We start from the raw sequence: 19,999 nt of genomic DNA, 5'->3' as shown, positions 1-19,999 counted from the left end.
GAGACATGGCAGAACGCCTCAATAATGACTTTCAGTTTCTGGATGTAGCACGCCAAGATCCAGAGAAAAAAGATATTACTGTCCGCAAAGCAGAATTTGTGGAAATTTATAAGCCTTTTACTGCTGATGTTGCAGCGAATCAGACACATCGTTGTCTGGCTTGTGGTAACCCGTATTGTGAATGGAAATGCCCAGTGCATAACTACATTCCAAACTGGTTAAAACTGATTGCTGAGGGTCAGATTTTCCAAGCGGCAGAACTTTGCCATCAAACTAATACCTTGCCAGAAGTCTGTGGTCGTGTTTGCCCACAAGACCGTTTATGTGAAGGGGCATGTACCCTGAATGACGGTTTTGGTGCAGTGACGATTGGTAATGCTGAAAAATATATCAATGATACTGCTTTTGCACTGGGCTGGCGTCCAGATATGTCGCATGTCAAATGGACAGATAAAAAAGTGGCGATTATTGGTGCTGGCCCTGCGGGTCTAGGTTGTGCTGATATTCTAGCGCGTAGTGGCGTAAAACCGGTGATTTTTGACAAACGTCCTGAAATTGGAGGTTTGCTCACATTCGGTATTCCAGAATTTAAAATGGAAAAAGACGTCATGAAACGCCGCCGTGAAATCTTCACGGGTATGGGGATGGAATTCCGTTTAAATACTGAAATTGGTACAGATGTTACGATTGAACAACTGCTACAAGAATATGACGCAGTGTTTATGGGAATGGGAACCTATACCTATATGAAAGGTGGTTTCCCCGGTGAGGATCTGGACGGTGTCTACGATGCACTGGATTTCCTGATTGCAAATGTCAATCGTTGTCAGGGTTGGGAAAAAGATGCTGGCGAATTCATCAGTGTCGAAGGTAAAAAAGTGATTGTACTGGGCGGTGGTGATACCGCGATGGACTGTAACCGTACCTCGATTCGTCAGGGTGCTGAACAGGTGACCTGTGCCTATCGTCGTGATGAAGCCAACATGCCGGGTTCACGTCGTGAAGTGAATAATGCGCGTGAAGAAGGGGTGAACTTCCTATTTAACCGTCAACCGATCGAAGTTGTTGGTGAAAATGGCAAAGTGACTGGTGTTAAAGTTGTGACCACTCAATTGGGCGAGCCTGATAGTCGTGGTCGACGTAGTCCTGAGCCAATTCCGGGTTCTGAAGAAGTTTTGGCAGCCGATGCAGTTTTACTGGCATTCGGTTTTCGCCCAAGTCCAGCAGACTGGTTCACTGGTGCGAACATCGGCTTGGATGGTTCAGGTCGTGTGATTGCGCCTGAACAACAACAGTATAAATTCCAGACCTCTAACCCGAAAATTTTTGCGGGTGGTGATATGGTACGTGGTTCTGACCTAGTGGTGACAGCCATCTGGGAAGGTCGCCAAGCAGCAGAAGGCATTTTGGATTATCTTGATGTTTAAAATCTAGAGATTCAAAAGCGATGTGAAGCCCGCAGTGATGCGGGCTTTTTATACTGCGCCAAAAGGTAAAAGCTGAAGAAAATGATCGAGTAAAATAGACGAGCTACGTTTATTCCAAATACAGTGTGTTTCAGAAAGAATGTCATTATTTTCAATTTCAATAAATCGCACATAATCCTTTTTAACGACTGCATCGATTTGGGCACGAGCGCAATCCCTAAATCCAATTCTACGAACTCCACGATGGTGAGCCAGTTCCGAACCTCATGCATAGCCTATGCTTCCAGTAAAGCCGCTTTGATTGGGCTGACTCGGGTTGCAGCTTTGGAATTGGGTGCTTATGGTATTACTGTAAATGCGATTGGGCCTGGTCCTATTGAAACAGAGCTGTTTAAGCAAGCCAATCCAAAGGATGCGCCAGAAACGGAACAGATTTTAAAGAATGTGCCAGTACAACGTTTCGGACAGCCTGAAGATATTGCTCATGCTTGTGATTTTTTTCTCAGTGAAAAATCAGGATTTATTACGGGACAAATTTTATATGTCTGTGGGGGCATGACCGTAGGCCTAAATCCGATTTAAATTACTTAAATATAGTTCATTTAAAACGCAACGATAAAGTGCTTTCAAATAGAATCAAACGGATTTATTGGTCAAAATGAGCACTTTGGCAAATGGCTGAGTTTTTATGCAATATACAAATGTATAGAAATTTCTAATACTGATTTCTCCGTTGTATTGTTGAGGAATTCCCATGAGCTTAGCTCAAGTGACGAAACAAAAATCATATCTAAATCGTCCGAAAGCGCTTGGTATTACCGTACGTCGTCTACAATTTCACCCTGAAAAAATTAAACGACATTACTTTGCCAATTCACCTGTCATGTCACATATGCTCACGGCCTTGTCTTCGACCTTTCCGATTGGTGAACAATTTTTTGTACATAGCGTACGTAATGTTCGGGATAAAGTAACTGATCCAACATTGCAGGCGCAGATTGCGGCTTTTATTGGGCAAGAAGCCATGCACTCCAAAGCGCATAGTGAATTTAATGATGCATGGCGACGTGATCACTATAATCTGGATCGTTTTCAGGCATGGTTAGCGCGAAAAAATATTCATGTCCGCAGCTTACATCCTAAAATTCAGTTGGCCATTACCTGTGCCTTTGAACATTTTACCGCATTATTAGGTGGCTATATTTTGCGTCATCCTGAAGTGCTGAGTACGCTCGATGAAGATGCGATCAAACTTTGGGTCTGGCATGCGATTGAAGAAATCGAACATCGCGCAGTCGCTTTTGAGGTGTATCAGGCAGTGTACGGCGATGACCGTGTTCGTCGTTTGTTGATGCGTAGCGTCACGACAGGCTTTGCGAGCCTAACGCTGTATTCAACTACGCGTTTATTTTGGCAAGATAAATGGCGTAGTTTACCTAAAATTGGAGGCAATCTATTTGGCTTGTATTTGTTAGCTAAGATGCTCATTCAATTATTACCTGAATATTTGTCCTATTACAAAGCGGACTTTCATCCAGCGGAACAGGACTATAGTCAGATTGTGAAATACTGGAAAGAGAAAATGGCAACTGAATATCACATGCAAAGCTTTCAGGAAGAAGTCGTGCCAAAGCTCTATAGTTAAATTAATTGACTACAAAGATAAGTTTCACAAAAACGGATGCAATGTCCGTTTTTTGATGATGTAAAGAAAAGAAACAAACATCACTTTCAATCCTCGCTAAAATGCATTTATGTAAAAAAATTCCAAGAAATACTAAGAGGATATCATCATGAATCTTTTAAAAAAGACTGCGGTTGCAACTTTACTTGCGAGTACTTTGGCTTTTTCTGGCTGTGGTTATAACACTTTACAGGCCAAAGATGAGGCGGTGACTGCTTCATGGTCAGAAGTGCAAAACCAATATCAACGCCGTTCAGACTTGGTGCCCAATCTGGTCAATGTGGTCAAAGGTTATGCCACACATGAAGAAAAAGTATTAACCGAGGTCACTCAGGCTCGCTCGAATGTTGCAGGGCTAAAAGTTGATCAAAGCGTACTTGAAAATCCAGAACTATTTAAAAAATATCAGGAAGCACAAAGCCAATTAACGGGTTCATTATCACGCTTGATCGCAGTATCAGAAAATTATCCAGACCTCAAAGCCAATGAGCAATTCCGTGATTTACAGGTACAGCTTGAAGGCACAGAAAACCGGATTGCAGTGGCACGTAATCGTTATATCACCACCGTTCAGGATTACAACACTTATGTGCGTCAGTTCCCACAAGTCATGACTGCCAAAGTGATTGGTATGCATGAAAAACCAAATTTTAGCGCAGAAGCTGGCGCAGAAAAGGCACCAACGGTTTCGTTTAACTAAACCTGATTAGGTAAATAGGTGCTGTGATGATTAAAACTGCTATGTTGGAGATGCAAAATCGCTGGAAAAAAGCGGTTTTGATGCTGCTGTGTTGTTGTGGATTTTTATTCTCGACCACGGTCTGGAGCGAAGTCGCCACTGCACAGGATTCGGATGATGCTGATACCATCATTGCAGGCAAGATCATTCAACAGCAACAAAACCCGCAGCAACAAAAGTCAGCAGTATCCACACCGCAAAGCTCGACTACGGTTCAACAGCCTGAAATTGCCAATGATATGGCGGATGGTGAATCGATTCGAGGTTTGCCAAGTATGAATGAACCTGTGATTGATCAGGCAAACTTGCTCACGGCAGAACAAAAACAGGCGATTTCACAGCAAATATTAAAACTTTATCAGGACAATAAAGCGCAAATCGGTATTGTCATTGTTCCGACTACGGGGCAGGAAGATATTTTTGATTATGCCATGCGAGTCGGAGAAAAATGGCAATTAGGTTCAGCCAAGCGTGATAATGGCTTGCTGATGGCGATTGCGGTCAATGATCGACGTATCCAGATTTTGACAGGATATGGTCTGGAAGGCGTCATCCCAGATATTGTCGCCAGTCGGATTATTCGCAATCAAATGACACCGTACTTTCAGCAAGGACAATACGCACAAGGCATACAAGCAGGTTTAAATGAAATTGAACGAGTGCTGAATCTTGATCCTGAAATTGCTCAACAGGCTGCGGCTGACTTAAAAGAACGTCAGGCGCAGGCCATGCATGAACAAGAAGCACGTTCACATATGCTGGTCTTTTCTCTGATCATTATCGTCGTTGGGGTATTTGCATCATTTATAGTAGGAAATCGCGTGAGTGCGGCAACTGCTGGTGTGGCGGGTATCGTGGCTGGACTGGTCAGTGGTGTCGGTTTGGTTACCAGTATATTGGCGGGTTTTGGGATTTTCTTTTTATTGATTACTTCACTAGCACAATTGATCTTGCAAATCTTTGCTTCTGGCGGAGGTGGTCGTGGAGGCGGAGGTTACGGCGGTGGAGGCTTTGGTGGAGGGGGCGGCTATAGTGGCGGCGGTGGTAGCTTTGGTGGTGGGGGAGCGTCAGGATCATGGGAACGAAAACAGATACAACACAAATTATTACCCAGCCGAAACTGGATGAAAAAGCACAACCGAGTTTAAAACGCTGGTTGAAACATGCATTTTATTTTTCAGCCAGTAAACGCTTGTTTTCAAAACAGGATCAACTCGAGATCACAAATGCTGTCAAACATGCAGAACATGGTCATATTGGTGAGATACAGGTGGTGATTGAAGGGCATATTCCTTGTTCTCAGGCTTATTATCAAAATACCCGTCGTCGTGCAGAACAGCTTTTTGCTGAATTAGGTGTATGGGATACGGAATACAATAGTGGGATATTGTTGTATCTCAATTTGTGTGAACGGCAGGTCGAAATCGTAATTGATCGGGGTATTTGTGCTTTGACGCATGAAGCTGAATGGCAAATGATTTGTCAGCATATCGTGACTGAACTTAAAGTAAAAAATTATCGACAAGCGGTGGTCAAGGGTGTGTTGGAAATTGGAGAAATTTTAGATCAATTTTATGATAAACAGATCACAGATAAAGATGATGAGTTGGATAATTCACCAATTATTTTAAATTAACGAGAAATATCTGAATTGCTTTAAAGTGACATTATTTGTCACTTTTTTATTATTTAGATACTTAAAAAAACACGAATAAAAAAACTTTTTTATAAACTACTGTTTTTTCTTTTGAAATGATTATAATCAGAGTTGGCATATTTTATGCTCATATAAATTAGCTTACAAAGCTTTATAAAAAATACACAATTCGTGGAGAATGTTATGAACGCACAAAAAGGTTTTACCTTAATTGAATTGATGATCGTTGTGGCGATCATTGGTATCTTGGCAGCAGTGGCACTACCTGCTTATCAGGATTACACAGTACGTGCTAAAATGTCTGAAGCTGTATTAGCAGGTTCTACTTGTCGTACAGCGGTTACAGAGGCATTTCAAGCAGCATCTTCTATTCCTACAGCAGGAAATTTTGGCTGTGAATCAACTTCAGGAAGTCAGGTGTCTAAGTATGTAGCAAGTGTAACAACAGATAATAATGGTGTAATTACTGTCACTACAGCAAATGATGCGAGTCTAAAAGATGCAGCAAATAAAACTATTGTGATGACGCCTAAAACCGCTACCGGTGAGACACCAGCAGTAGGTACTGGTGTAGGTTCATGGGTTTGTGCTCCAGGAACTGGTATGCCTGCTAAATATTTACCATCATCTTGCCGTGGTTAATTTTTCTTAAGCAGATTTAAAAAGGGATGCTTTAGACATCCCTTTTTTTTAATGGTGTAGTATTCGTGGAAAAAAAGAATTTTTATTATTTGATAATAGTTTTTATTATAGGTGTGATTTGTTTTGTCTTGCCTAATCATCATTATCCTTGGCGCACAGTTTACCAAGATTTCTCATCTTTTTTAGTATTAGTTATAGTATTTTCCATTTTCTTAAAAAAACAACTAGTATTAGATCTAAAATTTTTATTTCTTTTATTGATCTCTTTAGTTCCTTTAATTCAGGTCTTGTTTAATAAAATATATTTTTTTGGTGACGGTTTTGTTGCCTTTATTTATATGTTTTCATTTAGCTTAGCTTATATTGCGACTTTAAATTTGGGAAGAAAAGACAATATAAGGCATTATTTGGTTTTTATTTCAAGTATTTTCGTTTTGAGTTCTACTATCTCACTTTATGTTATTTTAAAACAATGGTTACTGTTAACACAGGGTGGAATTTGGTTGGCAGATTTACCATTGGGTGCACGGCCATATGCAAATTTTGCCCAGCCAAATAACTGTTCAACTTTTCTGTGTATGGGGCTAATTGGATGTTTATATATATATGAAAAAAAATACATTAATCACTTTTGCGGAGTGTTACTTGCAAGTTTTATTTTATTTGGAATTGTGCTTACTCAATCTCGTACAGCATGGGTGTTTACACTGGCTTTTTTAATTTGGTGGTTTTGGAAAACTCGATATTTTCAGACGCGATTGTCTAAATATTCAGTGTTTTATTTTGTCGGTATATTTATCTTTTTTATTTTGATTACTCCTTATGTTTCCGATTATTTAGGGGTTACCAATACAACAGATGCGCTTACACGAGCAAGTTCCGGTTACTTAAGAATTCCAATGTGGCATCAAATGTTATTGGCGATCAAAGAGCAGCCATTATTGGGCTATGGTTGGAACCAAGTTGGTGTTGCTCAGCTTTCGGTTTATCTAGATTATCCAACGACCGAGTGGACTGAACATAGTCACAATATTCTTTTGGATTTGCTGATCTGGAATGGTATCCCATTGGGGATTTTAATTATTGGTTTTTTTACTTGGTGGTTATATCGTTTAAGTCAATTAGCAACATCCGTTGAAGCCTTTATTGCACTTTCAATGGTTGGAGCCGTATTGGTACATGCCATGCTTGAATATCCATTAGATTATGCTTTCTTTCTATTGCCTGTAGGCTTTTTATTGGGCTTAGTACAAGCACAAGATAAAATGATAAAAGTAGTTGAAATTCCAAGAACAATGGTAGCAACTTTATGGACTACTTTCGTTGTTCTCTATATTTGGATATTTATTGAATATCAAATAATTGAGAAAGATGTGCAATTGGTTCGATTTGAGATATTCAATATAGGTACAATACATGCAGAGCATGCTGCTCCAGATGTGATTTTGCTCACGCAATTAAGAGAGTACATAAGATTTATTCGTACCCCACCCAAAGAAAATATGACCTCTGAGCAGTTGGATTGGATGCGCAAAGTGACTTATCGATTTTCGACATCTGCGGCTTTGTATAGATATGCACAGACTTTAGCACTCAATCATCAGCCAGAGCTTGCAAAAAAATATCTATTAATTTTAGAAAAGTTGCATGGTCAAAAATATAGTTTTGAGTCGCTATATCAAGTCAATCAATCGCTAGCCTTTGAATGGCAAAATAAGAGTGGGCCTAAACCATGAGTGATCGTTTATCGAAGAAACAAAAGTTCTTTTTGGGGCATTTGGGCTTATCTTTGTCATTTGCCCTGATTATTCTCGTGTGGGTGTTTTTCTGCTGGTATCCTTCTCCATTAGCTAAAGCAGTAGGTGTAACCCATATTTTTTTAATGATGCTAGCGATTGATGTAATTGTGGGACCGCTACTTGGTTTTATTGTCTATAAAGAAGGAAAGAAATCGCTTAAGTTTGATTTGGCCGTGATTATTTTTATCCAGTTCGCAGCACTTTGTTATGGGGTTTATATTATTGGTCAAGGCCGCCCTGTATGGATAGTCTATAATGTTGATCGCTTTGAGCTGGTTCGTAATAATGAAATTATCGACCAGAATATTCAGCAGGCAAAACCTGAATATCGGCATCCTTCTTGGTTTAAACCACAATATGTAGCGACCCAACTGGCCTCAGATATTAAAACACGCAATGATGATATGTTTGTAGAAGCATTAGGTGGTATTTCTCTTGCACAAAAGCCTGAGCGTTATGTGGCTTTTAGTGAAGTAAAACAACAAATACAACAACGCGCCCAGAATTTAAATGTACTGAATCAATTTAACGATAAACAAGATGTAGAAAAAATACTCAAACAATATCCAGAAGCAGATGGCTGGGTTCCACTCAAAGCGAGTGCTGTTGATATGGCGGTTTTACTGAATAAACAAAAGGGTCAAGTGGTTAAAATTGTCGATTTAAGACCGTGGAAATAAGAGGGAGCTTTTCCTCTCATCTTGTATCAGAAAAATCCGTGTATAATCTCACCACCCAAATTTTCATCTTATTCCTATGCGCGCTTTTTTCTTATTTTTGGCGTCTATTCTGATCAGCCTTGCATGGCTGTCTCCCTATCATGCTTTTCCATGGCTGACTTTTTCCAGTGAGATCCTGAGTTTTGCAGCACTGCTTAGTCTATTGGCTGGACTGTGTGATCAAAACTTCAAAGTACCTAAGATCCAATGGTTAGCTCTACCCTTAACACTCATTCCGTTATTGCAATGGATTTGTGGTGACATGATAGATTTTAGTAGCGCGTTATTGTCTAGCTTTTATCTACTTGGTTTCTGGTTTGTCGCTGTCGCTGGCTATAATCTTGCACTACAAACTGATCGAGCCAAGCTATTTACACGTATCAGTTTTATCATCATGGTGGTTGCTGCTATTTCTAGTGTGATTGCGATTTTGCAATGGCTCAATCTAGATCAACATGTATATGGTGTAATGGATATGCGAAATAATAATCGCCCTTTTGCTAACTTTGCTCAACCCAATAATATGTCGACCTTTTTGGTTATGGGACTGATGGCATGTTTGTATTTATTTGAACAACAAAAACTCAAAAAATCACTTTTAATTTTGGTCTCTATATTTATTCTGTTTGCAATTGCCCTTAGCCAATCGCGTACCGCATGGGTGGTGTGTTTATTCTTTATGGCTTATTGGACGTATAAGAATTACAAGTATCCAGTTCGTTTGCGTAGTCCATATATGCTGCTTTGGGTGGTTTTTTTTGCGCTAATCATTGCGATTTTGCCAATTATTAATCAGCTTGTTGCTTCGTTAGGCGTTATACAAGTTGTAGAAACTTCTTCAGCCACTGAACGTGCCACGACGGGCTATTTGCGTTTTGATATTTGGGCACAAATGCTGCTTGCTATTCAACAACATCCTTTTATGGGGTATGGATGGGGAAAAACCAGTCTGGCGCAGCTCACGGTGTTTAATTTACATCCATCTCATGAATGGGTGACCAGTGGACATAATGTTTTACTGGATATTATCGTCTGGAATGGCTTGCCACTCGGTTTATTGATCATTGCTTATATGGCATGCTGGATTTTATGGTTAAATCAAAAAGCCAAGAGTTTAGAGTCGATTATTGCTTTACTCATGGTTGGAGCAATCTTAATTCATGCCCTACTCGAGTTTCCATTGCGCTATGCCTATTTCTTATTTCCCTTTGGTTTCTTACTTGGTTTCGTGCAATCGGAGTCCCCAACTCTTAAAGCATTTATTTTGTCAAAACACATAGTGAAGGCTATTGTTGTTATTGGCAGCATCTTTATGTTAGTAATTTGGCGTGATTATACGGTATATAAACTTAATAATGGTTTGGCTTTCCGTGGTGAGCAGCCGACACAAACAGTATGGGGTACTAGCGATATCTATTTACTTACACCATTTAAAGATCGGTTACTATGGCTGCAAATGAGCCCGACCACACAACTAAGTGATGAGCAATTGAGTCAATTGGAACCTATGGTGAAAAATCGGGCATCACCCTACAATTTGCATAAATATGCGCAGCTTTTATTGGCAAATGGTCAGCCACAACAAGCACAGCAGTATTTATTTTATTTAAATAAGTTATACACTCAACACTATACGCTTCAGGACTTGAGTGCGGAAAATGCAGCTTCTGCCATTTATGGTGAAGATGAAAAGACCCGCTAAATAAGACAGTGCTTTAGCTACCATTTATCTAAGCTTTACTGTTTAACGGTAGTTTTTGCGGTATCTTTATAAAGAAGGCTAATCTGGAATAAACTTCTGCGTGACGAACTTGAGATGTGGGGTATGCGATGAAATTTTCTAAACAGTCTGCATTTATCATGATCTTGATTTTTACGAATCTATCTTTCGTTCATGCAGAAGAAGTACCTATTTTGCCCAGTATTCATGTGATGGCTGAATCGGAGTTACGTGAGGAAACTGGCGTTGTTCCTTTTCAAGAGGATAAAGCAGTGCGCCAGTCTCTTAGACATCATGTTGATAAAATTCAAAATGATATACAAAATCCTAGTGTCAGTGAAACGCCTTACATTGCGATTGATTATCAACCTACGACCTCACCTGATTTAAGTCAACTTTCTCCGTTTTTACAGCAGTACCTTTTATCGATTACCTCAGGATTACAATCATCTGATCCAACCAGTGGCATATTTAATATGCTCGAACCTTTGAATATTAATCGAAATAATGTCAATGCTTTTCGGGATGGTACGATCAAAGTCAATGTTGAAGATATTTTGAAATTGCAGCAACAAATTAGAGAGGGATTAAATCCACCACAAAATCCTTGGTTTCCACGTTAAAAATTTTATCCTAGTAATAAAAAATCCCCGCAAAATGCGGGGATTTTTCTATCTCAGCGTTACTTAAACACGTTCGATAATGGTCGCGATACCTTGACCAAGACCGATACACATGGTCGCAAGACCAATTTGTGTATCTTGTTGTTCCATCACGTTCAACAAGGTTGTAGTGATACGCGCACCAGAACAACCCAATGGGTGACCGAGTGCAATCGCACCACCATTCAAGTTGATGATGTCTTGTTTGTCATATACACCTAAGCCTTTCATCACTGATAAACCTTGAGCAGCGAATGCTTCGTTAAGCTCAATAGTTTGGATATCTGCCATGCTTAAACCAGCACGCTTAAGTGCTTTTTGAGTGGCTGGAACTGGACCGTAACCCATAATCGCAGCATCACAACCTGCAATTGCCATTGAGCGAATCACGGCACGTGGTTTTAAACCAAGTGCTTGAGCACGTTCAGCAGACATGAGCAACATTGCAGAAGCACCATCAGAAAGTGCAGAAGACGTCGCCGCAGTCACTGAACCGCCTTTAGGATCAAACACCGGTTTCAATGCTTGGAATGCTTCAAGGTTAGCATCTGGACGAATCACTTCGTCAATGTCACACAGGATTTTGAAGCCATTGGCATCGTGACCCTCTACACCCACGATTTCATTTTTGAAACGACCTTCCTGAGTTGCAGCCCAAGCACGGCGGTGAGATTCAACACCGAACGCATCTTGTTCTTCACGAGTAATGCCATTCATACGACCTAACATTTCAGCGGTTAAGCCCATCATGTTCGATGCTTTGGCATAGTGTTTAGACGCTTCTGGGTTCAGGTCGATGCCGTGCATCATCCCAACGTGGCCCATGTGCTCTACACCACCGATGATGAACACATCGCCTTGATTGGTTGCAATCTGTGCAGCAGCCGTATGGATTGCTTGCATAGAAGAACCACATAAGCGGTTGACGGTTTGACCGCCAGCAGTTTTTGGAATATCAGCCAATAAACCGATGTTACGAGCAATGTTCATCCCTTGCTCTAAAGTCTGGTTAACACAGCCCCAGATTACATCTTCAACTTCATTGGTATCAAACTGGTTACGAGCAACAAGTGCACGTACTAATTCAGCAGATAAACTGTCGGCACGTACATTGCGGAACATACCGTTACGCGATTTGCCCATGGCAGAACGAACGCCATCAACAATCACAACGTCACGTGGATTTAAAGTAGCCATTCACGTCGCTCCTTAACCGTAGAATTTTTTGTTATTGGCAGCCATGTCACGCAACATTTGTGGCGCTTCATAAGCTTTACCTAAATATGCATATTTGTCGCAAAGCGCAACGTATTCAGCAACACCTGTTTGGTCGATGTAACGGCATGGACCACCACGGAATGGAGGGAAACCTACACCCATGATCATCGCCATATCTGCTTCAGATGCAGTCGCAACGATGTTGTCTTCTAGGCAACGAACCGTTTCGTTACAGAAAGCCAGCATCATGCGGTCGATGATTTCTTGGTTATCAAACTCACGTTTTTCACCAGTGACAAAAGGCGCAATGATTTCGTAGGCTGTTGGATCAACAGTTTTCGCTTTCTTGCCTTTCTTGTCTAATACATATTTGTAGAAACCAACGTCATTCTTTTGACCCAAACGTTTTGCTTCATACATCGCTTCGATCGAACCTTTGTAGTCAGGCTTCATACGGTCAGGGAAACCTTCTGCCATGACTTCTGCACCATGGACACCTGTATCGATACCGACAACGTCGATCAAGTATGCAGGACCCATTGGCCAGCCGAATTTCGCCATGACATTATCCACTTGCTGGAAATCTGCACCGTCTTTGACAAGAAGGTCAAATGCACCAAAGTAAGGGAATAAGACACGGTTCACCAAGAAACCTGGGCAGTCGTTGACCACGATTGGTGTTTTACCCATTTTTTGAGCAAGAACCACAGTCGTCGCAATCGCTTCTTCAGAGGTCTTTTCACCACGAATGACTTCAACCAATGGCATCATGTGTACCGGGTTGAAGAAGTGCATACCTACGAAGTTTTCAGGACGTTGTAATGCTTTCGCTAAACGAGTAATTGAAATTGTAGAGGTATTCGATGCAATGATCGTGTTTTCACGAACATGCTTTTCAGTATCCGCAAGTACAATTTCTTTTACTTTTGGATTTTCAGTTACGGCTTCAATCACGATATCCACTTCTTTAAACTCGTCATAGCTTAAAGTTGGACGGATACGAGATAGGGTTTCACCCATTTGCGCAGGTTTCATTTTTTTGCGCTCAACTTGCTTGGTGAGCAAGCCATTCGCTTCTTTCATACCTAAAGCAAGTTGTGGATTCCCAATATCTTTCATGATAATTGGCGTGCCTTTGCTGGCAGCTTGGTAAGCGATACCACCACCCATGATCCCAGCACCAAGCACCGCTGCCTGATTGACTGGGTGAGCACCTTTTTCGTGTTGCTTTGATGCTTTTTTCACGATTTGGTCATTGATGAATAGACCAATTAACGCGCCTGCCTGAGGTGTAATTGCAGCTTTAGCAAAACCTTCAGCTTCTGCTTTAAGTGCATCATTACGACCTAAGCTTGCGCCTGCTTGTAATGAATCCAGCATTAATTTTGGAGCTGGATATTGTGCAGGATTTGCTTTTGCCAACACTGCGCCTTTCGCAGTATTGAACGCCATCATTTGTTCTAGCGGATTTAACTTAATTGGATCAAGTTTTTCCTGACGTTTTGCTTTCCAGTCTAAACGACCTGCAAGTGCTTGTTTCACCAAGTCAATTGCTGCTTCTTGAAGTTTGTCAGCTGCAACAACCGCGTCAACCGCACCATCTTTGAGTGCAGCAGCAGGTTTTTTCGGTGCCGCCATCGCCATCCATTCAACGGCATTATCGATACCAATGACACGGCTTAGACGAACAGTACCACCAAAGCCCGGGAAAATGCCGAGTTTAATTTCTGGTAAACCGACTTGCGCAGCTTCAGACATGACACGGTAGTCACAAACCAGACACATCTCGAAGCCACCGCCCAAAGCCATACCATTAATGGCTGCGACTTTAGGAATGTCTAAATCTTCAAAACTATTAAAAATTTCATGAACAGGCAGTGACCATTCAACAATGGCTTTTTCACCTTGTGCAAAATTTTGTCCAAACTCGGTAATATCTGCGCCGACGATAAATGTCGATTTACCTGAAGTGACGATTAAGCCTTTGATTTCAGCATTGGCTTTAACCGCTGCAATCGCTGCCTGAAAATCTTCAATGGTTGCGCGGTTAAATTTGTTGACTGACTCACCTTGTAAGTCAAAGCGGAATTCTGCAATTCCGTCCGAAAGCATTTGGACGGTAATGGCATTGCCAGCGTGGATCATGCCTGATCTCCTTTATTTTGGAGGACTTCTACGTTGATGTGATGAAGCGTGTATGCTGTTGCTGCACACAGTTATGCTCCGCTAATCTTACGATAACTATATCCAAAAACAGCATAACAAGTTGTATCAAGCCGTGACGCAAGGGTCATCAATTTTTGTTACCTGTTATTGCGTGTCAAGTAAAGTCACGTTCCGTAATCTTAACGGTAGATAATGAACTTCCTGTTTCAATTCAAGTTTTTAATTAAAACCTGTATTTTTATAATGGATTCAGCCTAAAAAAAGTAGTCCTATTTTTGTAACTATTCTGTCAAAAAAGTCAATTTAATCCTGTGGTTTAAGCTCGTGCATCGAAAAAATTAGATATAAAAAGATGATTTTTCCCTTTTTTGTTTCATTTTTGCTAAAATCCTGTGCCATATAATTAAGTAGTTAGACAACGAAAAGTGAGATGTTCATCCATTCTTGTGTGGCTAGTGTCGAAAAAATCTGTCCTTATTTTTGAAAGAGTAGCTATATGATTAAATGGATCATATTGGCGATTTTTGTGATTTCAGCGTTATATATCCAAAATCGCGGTCAAGTACGTCATTCGTTTTATCGTCAATTTTTTGATCATTCTACGATATTGGCACCGATCAATTTTTTAATGTATCTCTTTTCAAAAGTACCAAATCAGCCGTATATCGACACCCAGCATTTTAAAGATTTGCAAGTATTGGATGAAAACTGGGAAATGATTCGCGATGAAGCGCAAGCTTTATATGCACAGGGCGGAATTAAGGCATCCAGCACTTACAACGACTTAGGGTTTAATTCATTTTTTAAAACCGGCTGGAAACGTTTTTACCTCAAATGGTATGACTCAGCGCACCCGTCTGCTGCTGAATTATGCCCAAAAACAACAGCTTTACTGAAAACTTTACCAAGTATTAAAGCAGCGATGTTTACTGAACTTGCGCCACATAGCCGTTTGGTACGTCACCGTGATCCCTACGCAGGTTCATTGCGCTATCATTTAGGGCTAATCACGCCGAATGATGACCGCTGCTTTATTGATGTGGATGGACAAATTTATTCATGGCGTGATGGTCAAAGTGTGGTTTTTGATGAGACGTATATTCACTATGCTGAAAATGGGACTGATGAAAACCGTATTATTTTCTTCGCCGATGTCGAACGTCCACTGAAAACCCGTTTGATGGAAAAGTTTAATCACTGGTTTGGTAAAAATGTCATGACTGCCGCCAGTTCACCCAATGAAACAGGTGACCAGACGGGTGGTTTAAATAAAGCCTTTGCTTATGTCTATCAAGTTCGTTTAAAAGCCAAAGCGTTAAAAGCCAAAAATCGTAAGCTTTATTATTTTCTGAAATGGTTTTTAATGTTAGGTATTTTCTTCCTAATTTTCATTCGACCTTATATGTCACAGATCATTGAGTTCTTTCAAAAGTTGATGTGATGTAAGCGCCCGAAAGGGCGTTTTTTTATAGTGAAAATTAATGGATCTCGAACGATTAAAAATGATCACTCGCATAGTTTTGCGCTTGTCATGTGTTCATGAGAAGATGAGTCCAGATTTTAAAATCACATAAAATATTAAATGATGTCTATGTTTTGGGGAGTGCAATATGCAGACTTTTCGTTCAAAAAAAGACTGGTGGATTGTCGGTTTTATTGTGGCTGCAACAGGTATTTTGTTGCAAATGCTGTGGAGTATGCAACTACGAGGGACTTTAGCGGAATATCCTGAACACGGCATTGTCTATGCCTTAACGATTGCCATAATGTGGTGGCCTTTGCTGAATACCCGTTATATCGTGACTCAAGATCAACTGATTATTCATAGTATGTTTTTAAAATGGACAATTTCACGAGATCAGATTCAAAAGATGAGCCCAACCAATAATCCATTATCAGCTCCTGCCTTGTCGCTGGATCGACTTCAAATTGATTATCAGAAAGACGGAAAAAACAAATCGGTTTTAGTCTCACCCAAGGATAAACAGATGTTTATTGAAGCATTAAAATTAAATTATATTGACTAAGATACGATGATTTTTATCAGCTGATTATTTTGATGCTCAGGAGACTTCCAACAAAATTGAGCTTGAAAATCGGCTGGGGTAGCGCAACATAGACAAGGTAACCCAAGGAAAGCCAAATCATTGTGAATTCAGCCGCGCGCCCACATATTGAAAAAATTATTGCTCATATGACCCAATTACCCGGTGTGTATAAAATGCTGGGTAAAGATGGAGAGCTTTTGTATGTGGGTAAAGCCAAAAATTTAAAAAATCGGGTATCGAGCTATTTTGTCAAAACCATTGAACACCCGAAAACTCAGGCTTTGGTTGCGCGAATCCACAATATCGAAACGCTGGTCACTCGTTCAGAAACAGAAGCTTTATTACTGGAACAAAACCTGATCAAACTGCATCGCCCGCCGTACAATATTATGCTGCGCGATGATAAGTCCTATGTCTATATTTTTGTCTCGGCAGATAAACCCTATCCACGTATTGCCAGTGGACGAGGTAAAGGTAAACATCAAGTCGGAAAATTTTTTGGACCTTATCCCAGTGCTTACAATGCTCGTGATACTTTATTGGTGCTGCAAAAACTGTTTAATGTGCGCCAGTGTGAAAACAGTTTCTTTTCACAACGTAAACGACCTTGTTTGCAATATCAAATCAAACGCTGTACCGCACCCTGTGTTGGTTTAATTTCTCCAGAAGATTACAAGGAAGATGTGGATAACTCGATTCGTTTTCTACAGGGAGATACCAAAGAGCTCAATCAGGAACTGATTAGCAAAATGGAGCAAGCGGCAGAACAGCTTGAGTTCGAAAAAGCCGTTTTTTATCGTGATCGTTTGGCATTATTACGTGATGTTCAAGCACAGCAAGCCGTATTTAAAGTCAAAGGTGAAGCCGATATTTTGGCAATTGCGCATCAGGCAGGGGTGACCTGTGTGCAGATCATGCATGTACGCAATGGGCGAATGTTAGGCGGAAAAAGTTATTTTCCAGATATGCTCAGTGATGATCTGGGACATATGCTCAGTGACTTTATGGCGAACTTTTATTTTCAGGTGGCAGATGAAGTCCCCACTGAGCTGATTATTAACGTGGCATTGCCTGATGCTAAAGAGCTAGAGCAGGCATTACAGACTGAATTTGAAAAGAAAGTACAGATTAAACACAAAGTACGTGAAACCCGTGCCGAATGGTTAGAACTGGCACAGATGAATGTGCAACATGCAATTAAAGGCCAATTGAGCAATCATCTGGAGTTAAATGAGCGTTTCCATCAATTAGAACAAGTCGTTGGTCGACCCATTGACCGGATTGAATGTTTTGATATTAGCCATACTATGGGTGAAGCCCCAATTGCCTCTTGTGTCGTGTTTGATCAAGGCGGTGCGCGTAAGCGTGATTATCGTCAGTTTGCGATTCAGGATATTACGGGAGGCGATGATTATGCAGCCATGCGTCAAGCCTTAACACGTCGTTATAAAAAGCATATCTTACCCGATTTACTCTTAATTGATGGCGGTAAAGGGCAGTTGCATATGGCCATGGAGGTGATGAAAGATTTGCAACTGGATGCATTTATGCTCGGTGTATCCAAAGGAGAGGGACGTAAACCCGGTCTGGAAACTTTGCATTTTACCGATGGTACCAAGATTCAATTACCTGAAGATCATAAAGCCTTGCATTTGATTCAACAGGTACGCGATGAAGCGCATCGTTTTGCGATTACCAAACATCGTGCTAAACGCGATAAACGCCGTGCAGGTTCGGTGCTGGAAGCCATTCCGGGACTTGGACCCAAACGTCGTCGTGATTTACTGACTCATTTTGGTGGAATACAGGGTGTTCTTAAAGCCTCGGAAAAAGAGCTGACTTTGGTTCCGGGATTAGGACCGGCCATGGCAAGAACCATTTATAAAATTTTACATGAATAATTTCTGTGTTTTACCGCATGGCAATGACCAAAATTCACATAAAATTTCATCTCAATGATCATTCACAGCTTCAAAAAAAGCGGCACAATAGGTGAAAGATAAACAAATTGGACGAGAACATGTCACTCACGCAATTGTTTGCTGAAATTGAGCGGCAAGAATGGATTGATTTACCTGAAGGCTGGTTGCAGGGCAGAACGATTTATGGTGGTTTGGCGGCAGGCGTTTTAATGCACAAGGCCCTTGTGACGCTGAATGATGCAACCAAACAATTATTAAGCTGTAGTATTACTTTTATTGGCCCAGTGCAGGCTGGCAAGGCGCGCTTAACGGCTGAAGTCCTGCGTCAGGGCAAATCAGTGACTACACTTGAAGTGCGTTTATGGCAACATGATGCGGTGCAAACGATCTTGGTTGCAAGCTTTGGCACATTACGAGACTCCAACATTCAGGTTCATCATGAACCCACCCTTCCAGATTATCCACCAGCAGAGCAATTACATCCTTTGCCTTATGCAAAAATGATGCCTGAATGTTATCGACATTTTCAGCTACGCTGGGCAGAAGGGGCTTATCCGATTGCGGGTAGTTCCAAACCTGACTTTGGTGGTTGGGCGCGATTTGATCCTGAGCAATACCACAATCGGGATTTAAGCTATGCAGATTTTCTGATTTTAACCGACATCTGGCCGCCGGGCGTGTTACCGATGTTTAAGCAACTTGCGCCAGCCAGTTCACTCACATGGCATCTCACTTTTGTTCGTCCGATTCAGCAGCAGCGGCTGGATTGGTTTAAATATAAGGTGGTCACTGAATATGCAGATCATGGTTATTCCACTGAATATGCTCATGTGTGGGATCATCAGGATCAGTTAATTGCAATTTGCCGTCAGACGGTTACCATTTTCGCCTAGTCGACACTGCTGGGTATTTCGTATAAAGTTGGGCCATACATGATGATTTTTAAATGTTGCACGCGCGTTGTAGCGGCAATGAGGGGACTAAACTGGCGATGTCTATGACAACAGGGCGCATCCTGAATATCCCGAATATCTTAACGCTTGCGCGTATTGCACTGATTCCAGTTTTTTTATTAATTGCCTATTGGCCTCCTGCGATTGGTATTAATGAACACGAAGGCAGTTTTTTGCGTCACATGATTTTGACGGCAATCTTTGTTTTGGCTGCGATTACAGACTGGTTCGATGGTTATCTGGCACGAGCACTGAATCAAAGTTCAGCCTTTGGACGCTTTTTAGATCCAGTGGCAGATAAACTCATGGTTGCCGCTGCATTGATTGTACTGGTGCAATGGCAACCAACCATTGCCATGGCCTTTGCCGCAATTGTGATTATTTCACGTGAAATTACCGTGTCCGCATTGCGTGAATGGATGGCAGAATTGGGGGCGCGTACCAATGTGGCCGTATCCACAGTGGGTAAATATAAAACAGCTTTTCAAATGATTGCGATTAGTGTGTTTTTGCTGAATTGGCAACCTTTGGAATTATTGGCTTATGCCTTGTTATATACCGCGGTCATTTTAACGCTGTGGTCGATGTTTATTTATTTAAAAGCAGCTTGGCCGTATCTCAAGCAGCCTTGAACTTTTGAAGC

Annotated in this window: 17 protein-coding genes and 1 pseudogene; 16 read left to right on the top strand and 2 right to left on the bottom strand. The window is 41.1% G+C overall.

Features of this window, described 5'->3' with window-relative positions:
• The first annotated feature begins 5 nt into the window (after positions 1-5).
• The 11 genes and pseudogenes from E0D95_RS09715 (at position 6) to E0D95_RS09660 (ending at position 11,010) form a co-directional block, all read left to right on the top strand.
• Positions 6-1,427 carry an FAD-dependent oxidoreductase gene (locus E0D95_RS09715; RefSeq protein ID WP_125269331.1) on the top strand — a complete coding sequence of 474 codons (1,422 nt, stop codon included), beginning with the start codon at positions 6-8 and terminating at the stop codon, positions 1,425-1,427.
• 243 nt (positions 1,428-1,670) lie between these two features.
• Complete coding sequence (locus tag E0D95_RS09705) at positions 1,671-2,009, top strand: SDR family NAD(P)-dependent oxidoreductase (protein WP_130803664.1); 339 nt, start codon at positions 1,671-1,673, stop codon at positions 2,007-2,009.
• A 172-nt stretch (positions 2,010-2,181) separates the two neighbouring features.
• Positions 2,182-3,072 carry a metal-dependent hydrolase gene (locus E0D95_RS09700; RefSeq protein WP_104794737.1) on the top strand — a complete coding sequence of 297 codons (891 nt, stop codon included), beginning with the start codon at positions 2,182-2,184 and terminating at the stop codon, positions 3,070-3,072.
• Positions 3,073-3,220: 148 nt separating this feature from the next.
• The gene (locus tag E0D95_RS09695) at positions 3,221-3,811 is read left to right on the top strand and encodes a LemA family protein (RefSeq protein ID WP_004991738.1); all 591 of its coding nucleotides are present in this window, start codon (positions 3,221-3,223) and stop codon (positions 3,809-3,811) included.
• A gap of 26 nt (positions 3,812-3,837) precedes the next feature.
• Positions 3,838-4,929: pseudogene (locus E0D95_RS09690) on the top strand (TPM domain-containing protein); the annotation flags it as partial.
• Positions 4,926-5,486, top strand: a complete 561-nt coding sequence (locus E0D95_RS09685) for a TPM domain-containing protein (RefSeq protein WP_130803663.1) — start codon at positions 4,926-4,928, stop codon at positions 5,484-5,486. The pseudogene E0D95_RS09690 and the gene E0D95_RS09685, both read left to right, overlap by 4 nt.
• Positions 5,487-5,690: 204 nt before the next feature.
• A complete protein-coding gene (locus tag E0D95_RS09680) occupies positions 5,691-6,149 on the top strand; it encodes a pilin (protein ID WP_130803662.1) in 459 nt (152 codons plus the stop codon).
• Between the two features lie 65 nt (positions 6,150-6,214).
• Complete coding sequence (locus tag E0D95_RS09675; RefSeq protein ID WP_130803661.1) at positions 6,215-7,885, top strand: PglL family O-oligosaccharyltransferase; 1,671 nt, start codon at positions 6,215-6,217, stop codon at positions 7,883-7,885.
• Entirely contained in the window at positions 7,882-8,628 is a 747-nt protein-coding gene (gene tfpZ / locus E0D95_RS09670) for a TfpX/TfpZ family type IV pilin accessory protein (protein WP_130803660.1), read from the top strand. Before E0D95_RS09675 ends, tfpZ begins: the two co-directional genes overlap by 4 nt.
• A 76-nt stretch (positions 8,629-8,704) precedes the next feature.
• Positions 8,705-10,369 (top strand): PglL family O-oligosaccharyltransferase, encoded by a 1,665-nt coding sequence (locus E0D95_RS09665; RefSeq protein ID WP_130803659.1) that lies wholly within the window; start codon positions 8,705-8,707, stop codon positions 10,367-10,369.
• 128 nt (positions 10,370-10,497) lie between these two features.
• The gene (locus E0D95_RS09660) at positions 10,498-11,010 is read left to right on the top strand and encodes a hypothetical protein (RefSeq protein ID WP_130803658.1); all 513 of its coding nucleotides are present in this window, start codon (positions 10,498-10,500) and stop codon (positions 11,008-11,010) included.
• A gap of 63 nt (positions 11,011-11,073) precedes the next feature.
• Here E0D95_RS09660 and fadA read toward each other — a convergent pair whose 3' ends face one another.
• Positions 11,074-12,246 carry an acetyl-CoA C-acyltransferase FadA gene (fadA, locus tag E0D95_RS09655; RefSeq protein WP_126624258.1) on the bottom strand — a complete coding sequence of 391 codons (1,173 nt, stop codon included), beginning with the start codon at positions 12,244-12,246 and terminating at the stop codon, positions 11,074-11,076.
• Positions 12,247-12,258: 12 nt separating this feature from the next.
• Positions 12,259-14,412, bottom strand: a complete 2,154-nt coding sequence (fadB, locus tag E0D95_RS09650) for a fatty acid oxidation complex subunit alpha FadB (protein WP_130803657.1) — start codon at positions 14,410-14,412, stop codon at positions 12,259-12,261.
• Positions 14,413-14,929: 517 nt separating this feature from the next.
• Here fadB and lpxO point away from each other — a divergent pair.
• The 5 genes from lpxO to pgsA all read left to right on the top strand — a co-directional run bounded on the left by lpxO (position 14,930) and on the right by pgsA (position 19,988).
• Positions 14,930-15,874, top strand: a complete 945-nt coding sequence (lpxO, locus tag E0D95_RS09645) for a lipid A hydroxylase LpxO (protein ID WP_130803656.1) — start codon at positions 14,930-14,932, stop codon at positions 15,872-15,874.
• A 169-nt stretch (positions 15,875-16,043) separates the two neighbouring features.
• Positions 16,044-16,460: a PH domain-containing protein gene (locus E0D95_RS09640; protein WP_130803655.1), complete on the top strand. Its 417-nt coding sequence runs from the start codon at positions 16,044-16,046 to the stop codon at positions 16,458-16,460.
• 122 nt (positions 16,461-16,582) lie between these two features.
• On the top strand, positions 16,583-18,382 hold the full coding sequence (uvrC, locus tag E0D95_RS09635; protein WP_130803654.1) for an excinuclease ABC subunit UvrC: 1,800 nt from the start codon (positions 16,583-16,585) through the stop codon (positions 18,380-18,382).
• 119 nt (positions 18,383-18,501) lie between these two features.
• The gene (locus E0D95_RS09630) at positions 18,502-19,296 is read left to right on the top strand and encodes a thioesterase family protein (protein ID WP_130803653.1); all 795 of its coding nucleotides are present in this window, start codon (positions 18,502-18,504) and stop codon (positions 19,294-19,296) included.
• A gap of 104 nt (positions 19,297-19,400) precedes the next feature.
• Complete coding sequence (pgsA, locus tag E0D95_RS09625; RefSeq protein WP_126624528.1) at positions 19,401-19,988, top strand: CDP-diacylglycerol--glycerol-3-phosphate 3-phosphatidyltransferase; 588 nt, start codon at positions 19,401-19,403, stop codon at positions 19,986-19,988.
• The last annotated feature ends 11 nt before the right edge of the window (positions 19,989-19,999 follow it).

The sequence above is a fragment of the Acinetobacter ihumii genome, from assembly GCF_900625095.1.
Classification (GTDB): domain Bacteria; phylum Pseudomonadota; class Gammaproteobacteria; order Pseudomonadales; family Moraxellaceae; genus Acinetobacter; species Acinetobacter ihumii.
Note: the sequence above shows the minus strand (reverse complement) of the source record. Positions and strands in the feature narration are given on the sequence as shown.

What these genes read in the sequence shown, in the direction of transcription:
- fadA (WP_126624258.1), bottom strand. Translation starts at nt 12,246, where the DNA reads ATGGCTACTTTAAATCCACGTGACGTTGTGATTGTTGATGGCGTTCGT.
- E0D95_RS09660 (WP_130803658.1), top strand. Translation starts at nt 10,498, where the DNA reads ATGAAATTTTCTAAACAGTCTGCATTTATCATGATCTTGATTTTTACG.
- E0D95_RS09640 (WP_130803655.1), top strand. Translation starts at nt 16,044, where the DNA reads ATGCAGACTTTTCGTTCAAAAAAAGACTGGTGGATTGTCGGTTTTATT.
- E0D95_RS09685 (WP_130803663.1), top strand. Translation starts at nt 4,926, where the DNA reads ATGGGAACGAAAACAGATACAACACAAATTATTACCCAGCCGAAACTG.
- E0D95_RS09705 (WP_130803664.1), top strand. Translation starts at nt 1,671, where the DNA reads ATGGTGAGCCAGTTCCGAACCTCATGCATAGCCTATGCTTCCAGTAAA.
- E0D95_RS09680 (WP_130803662.1), top strand. Translation starts at nt 5,691, where the DNA reads ATGAACGCACAAAAAGGTTTTACCTTAATTGAATTGATGATCGTTGTG.
- E0D95_RS09665 (WP_130803659.1), top strand. Translation starts at nt 8,705, where the DNA reads ATGCGCGCTTTTTTCTTATTTTTGGCGTCTATTCTGATCAGCCTTGCA.
- E0D95_RS09715 (WP_125269331.1), top strand. Translation starts at nt 6, where the DNA reads ATGGCAGAACGCCTCAATAATGACTTTCAGTTTCTGGATGTAGCACGC.
- lpxO (WP_130803656.1), top strand. Translation starts at nt 14,930, where the DNA reads ATGATTAAATGGATCATATTGGCGATTTTTGTGATTTCAGCGTTATAT.
- E0D95_RS09630 (WP_130803653.1), top strand. Translation starts at nt 18,502, where the DNA reads ATGTCACTCACGCAATTGTTTGCTGAAATTGAGCGGCAAGAATGGATT.
- E0D95_RS09695 (WP_004991738.1), top strand. Translation starts at nt 3,221, where the DNA reads ATGAATCTTTTAAAAAAGACTGCGGTTGCAACTTTACTTGCGAGTACT.
- fadB (WP_130803657.1), bottom strand. Translation starts at nt 14,412, where the DNA reads ATGATCCACGCTGGCAATGCCATTACCGTCCAAATGCTTTCGGACGGA.
- tfpZ (WP_130803660.1), top strand. Translation starts at nt 7,882, where the DNA reads ATGAGTGATCGTTTATCGAAGAAACAAAAGTTCTTTTTGGGGCATTTG.
- pgsA (WP_126624528.1), top strand. Translation starts at nt 19,401, where the DNA reads ATGACAACAGGGCGCATCCTGAATATCCCGAATATCTTAACGCTTGCG.
- E0D95_RS09700 (WP_104794737.1), top strand. Translation starts at nt 2,182, where the DNA reads ATGAGCTTAGCTCAAGTGACGAAACAAAAATCATATCTAAATCGTCCG.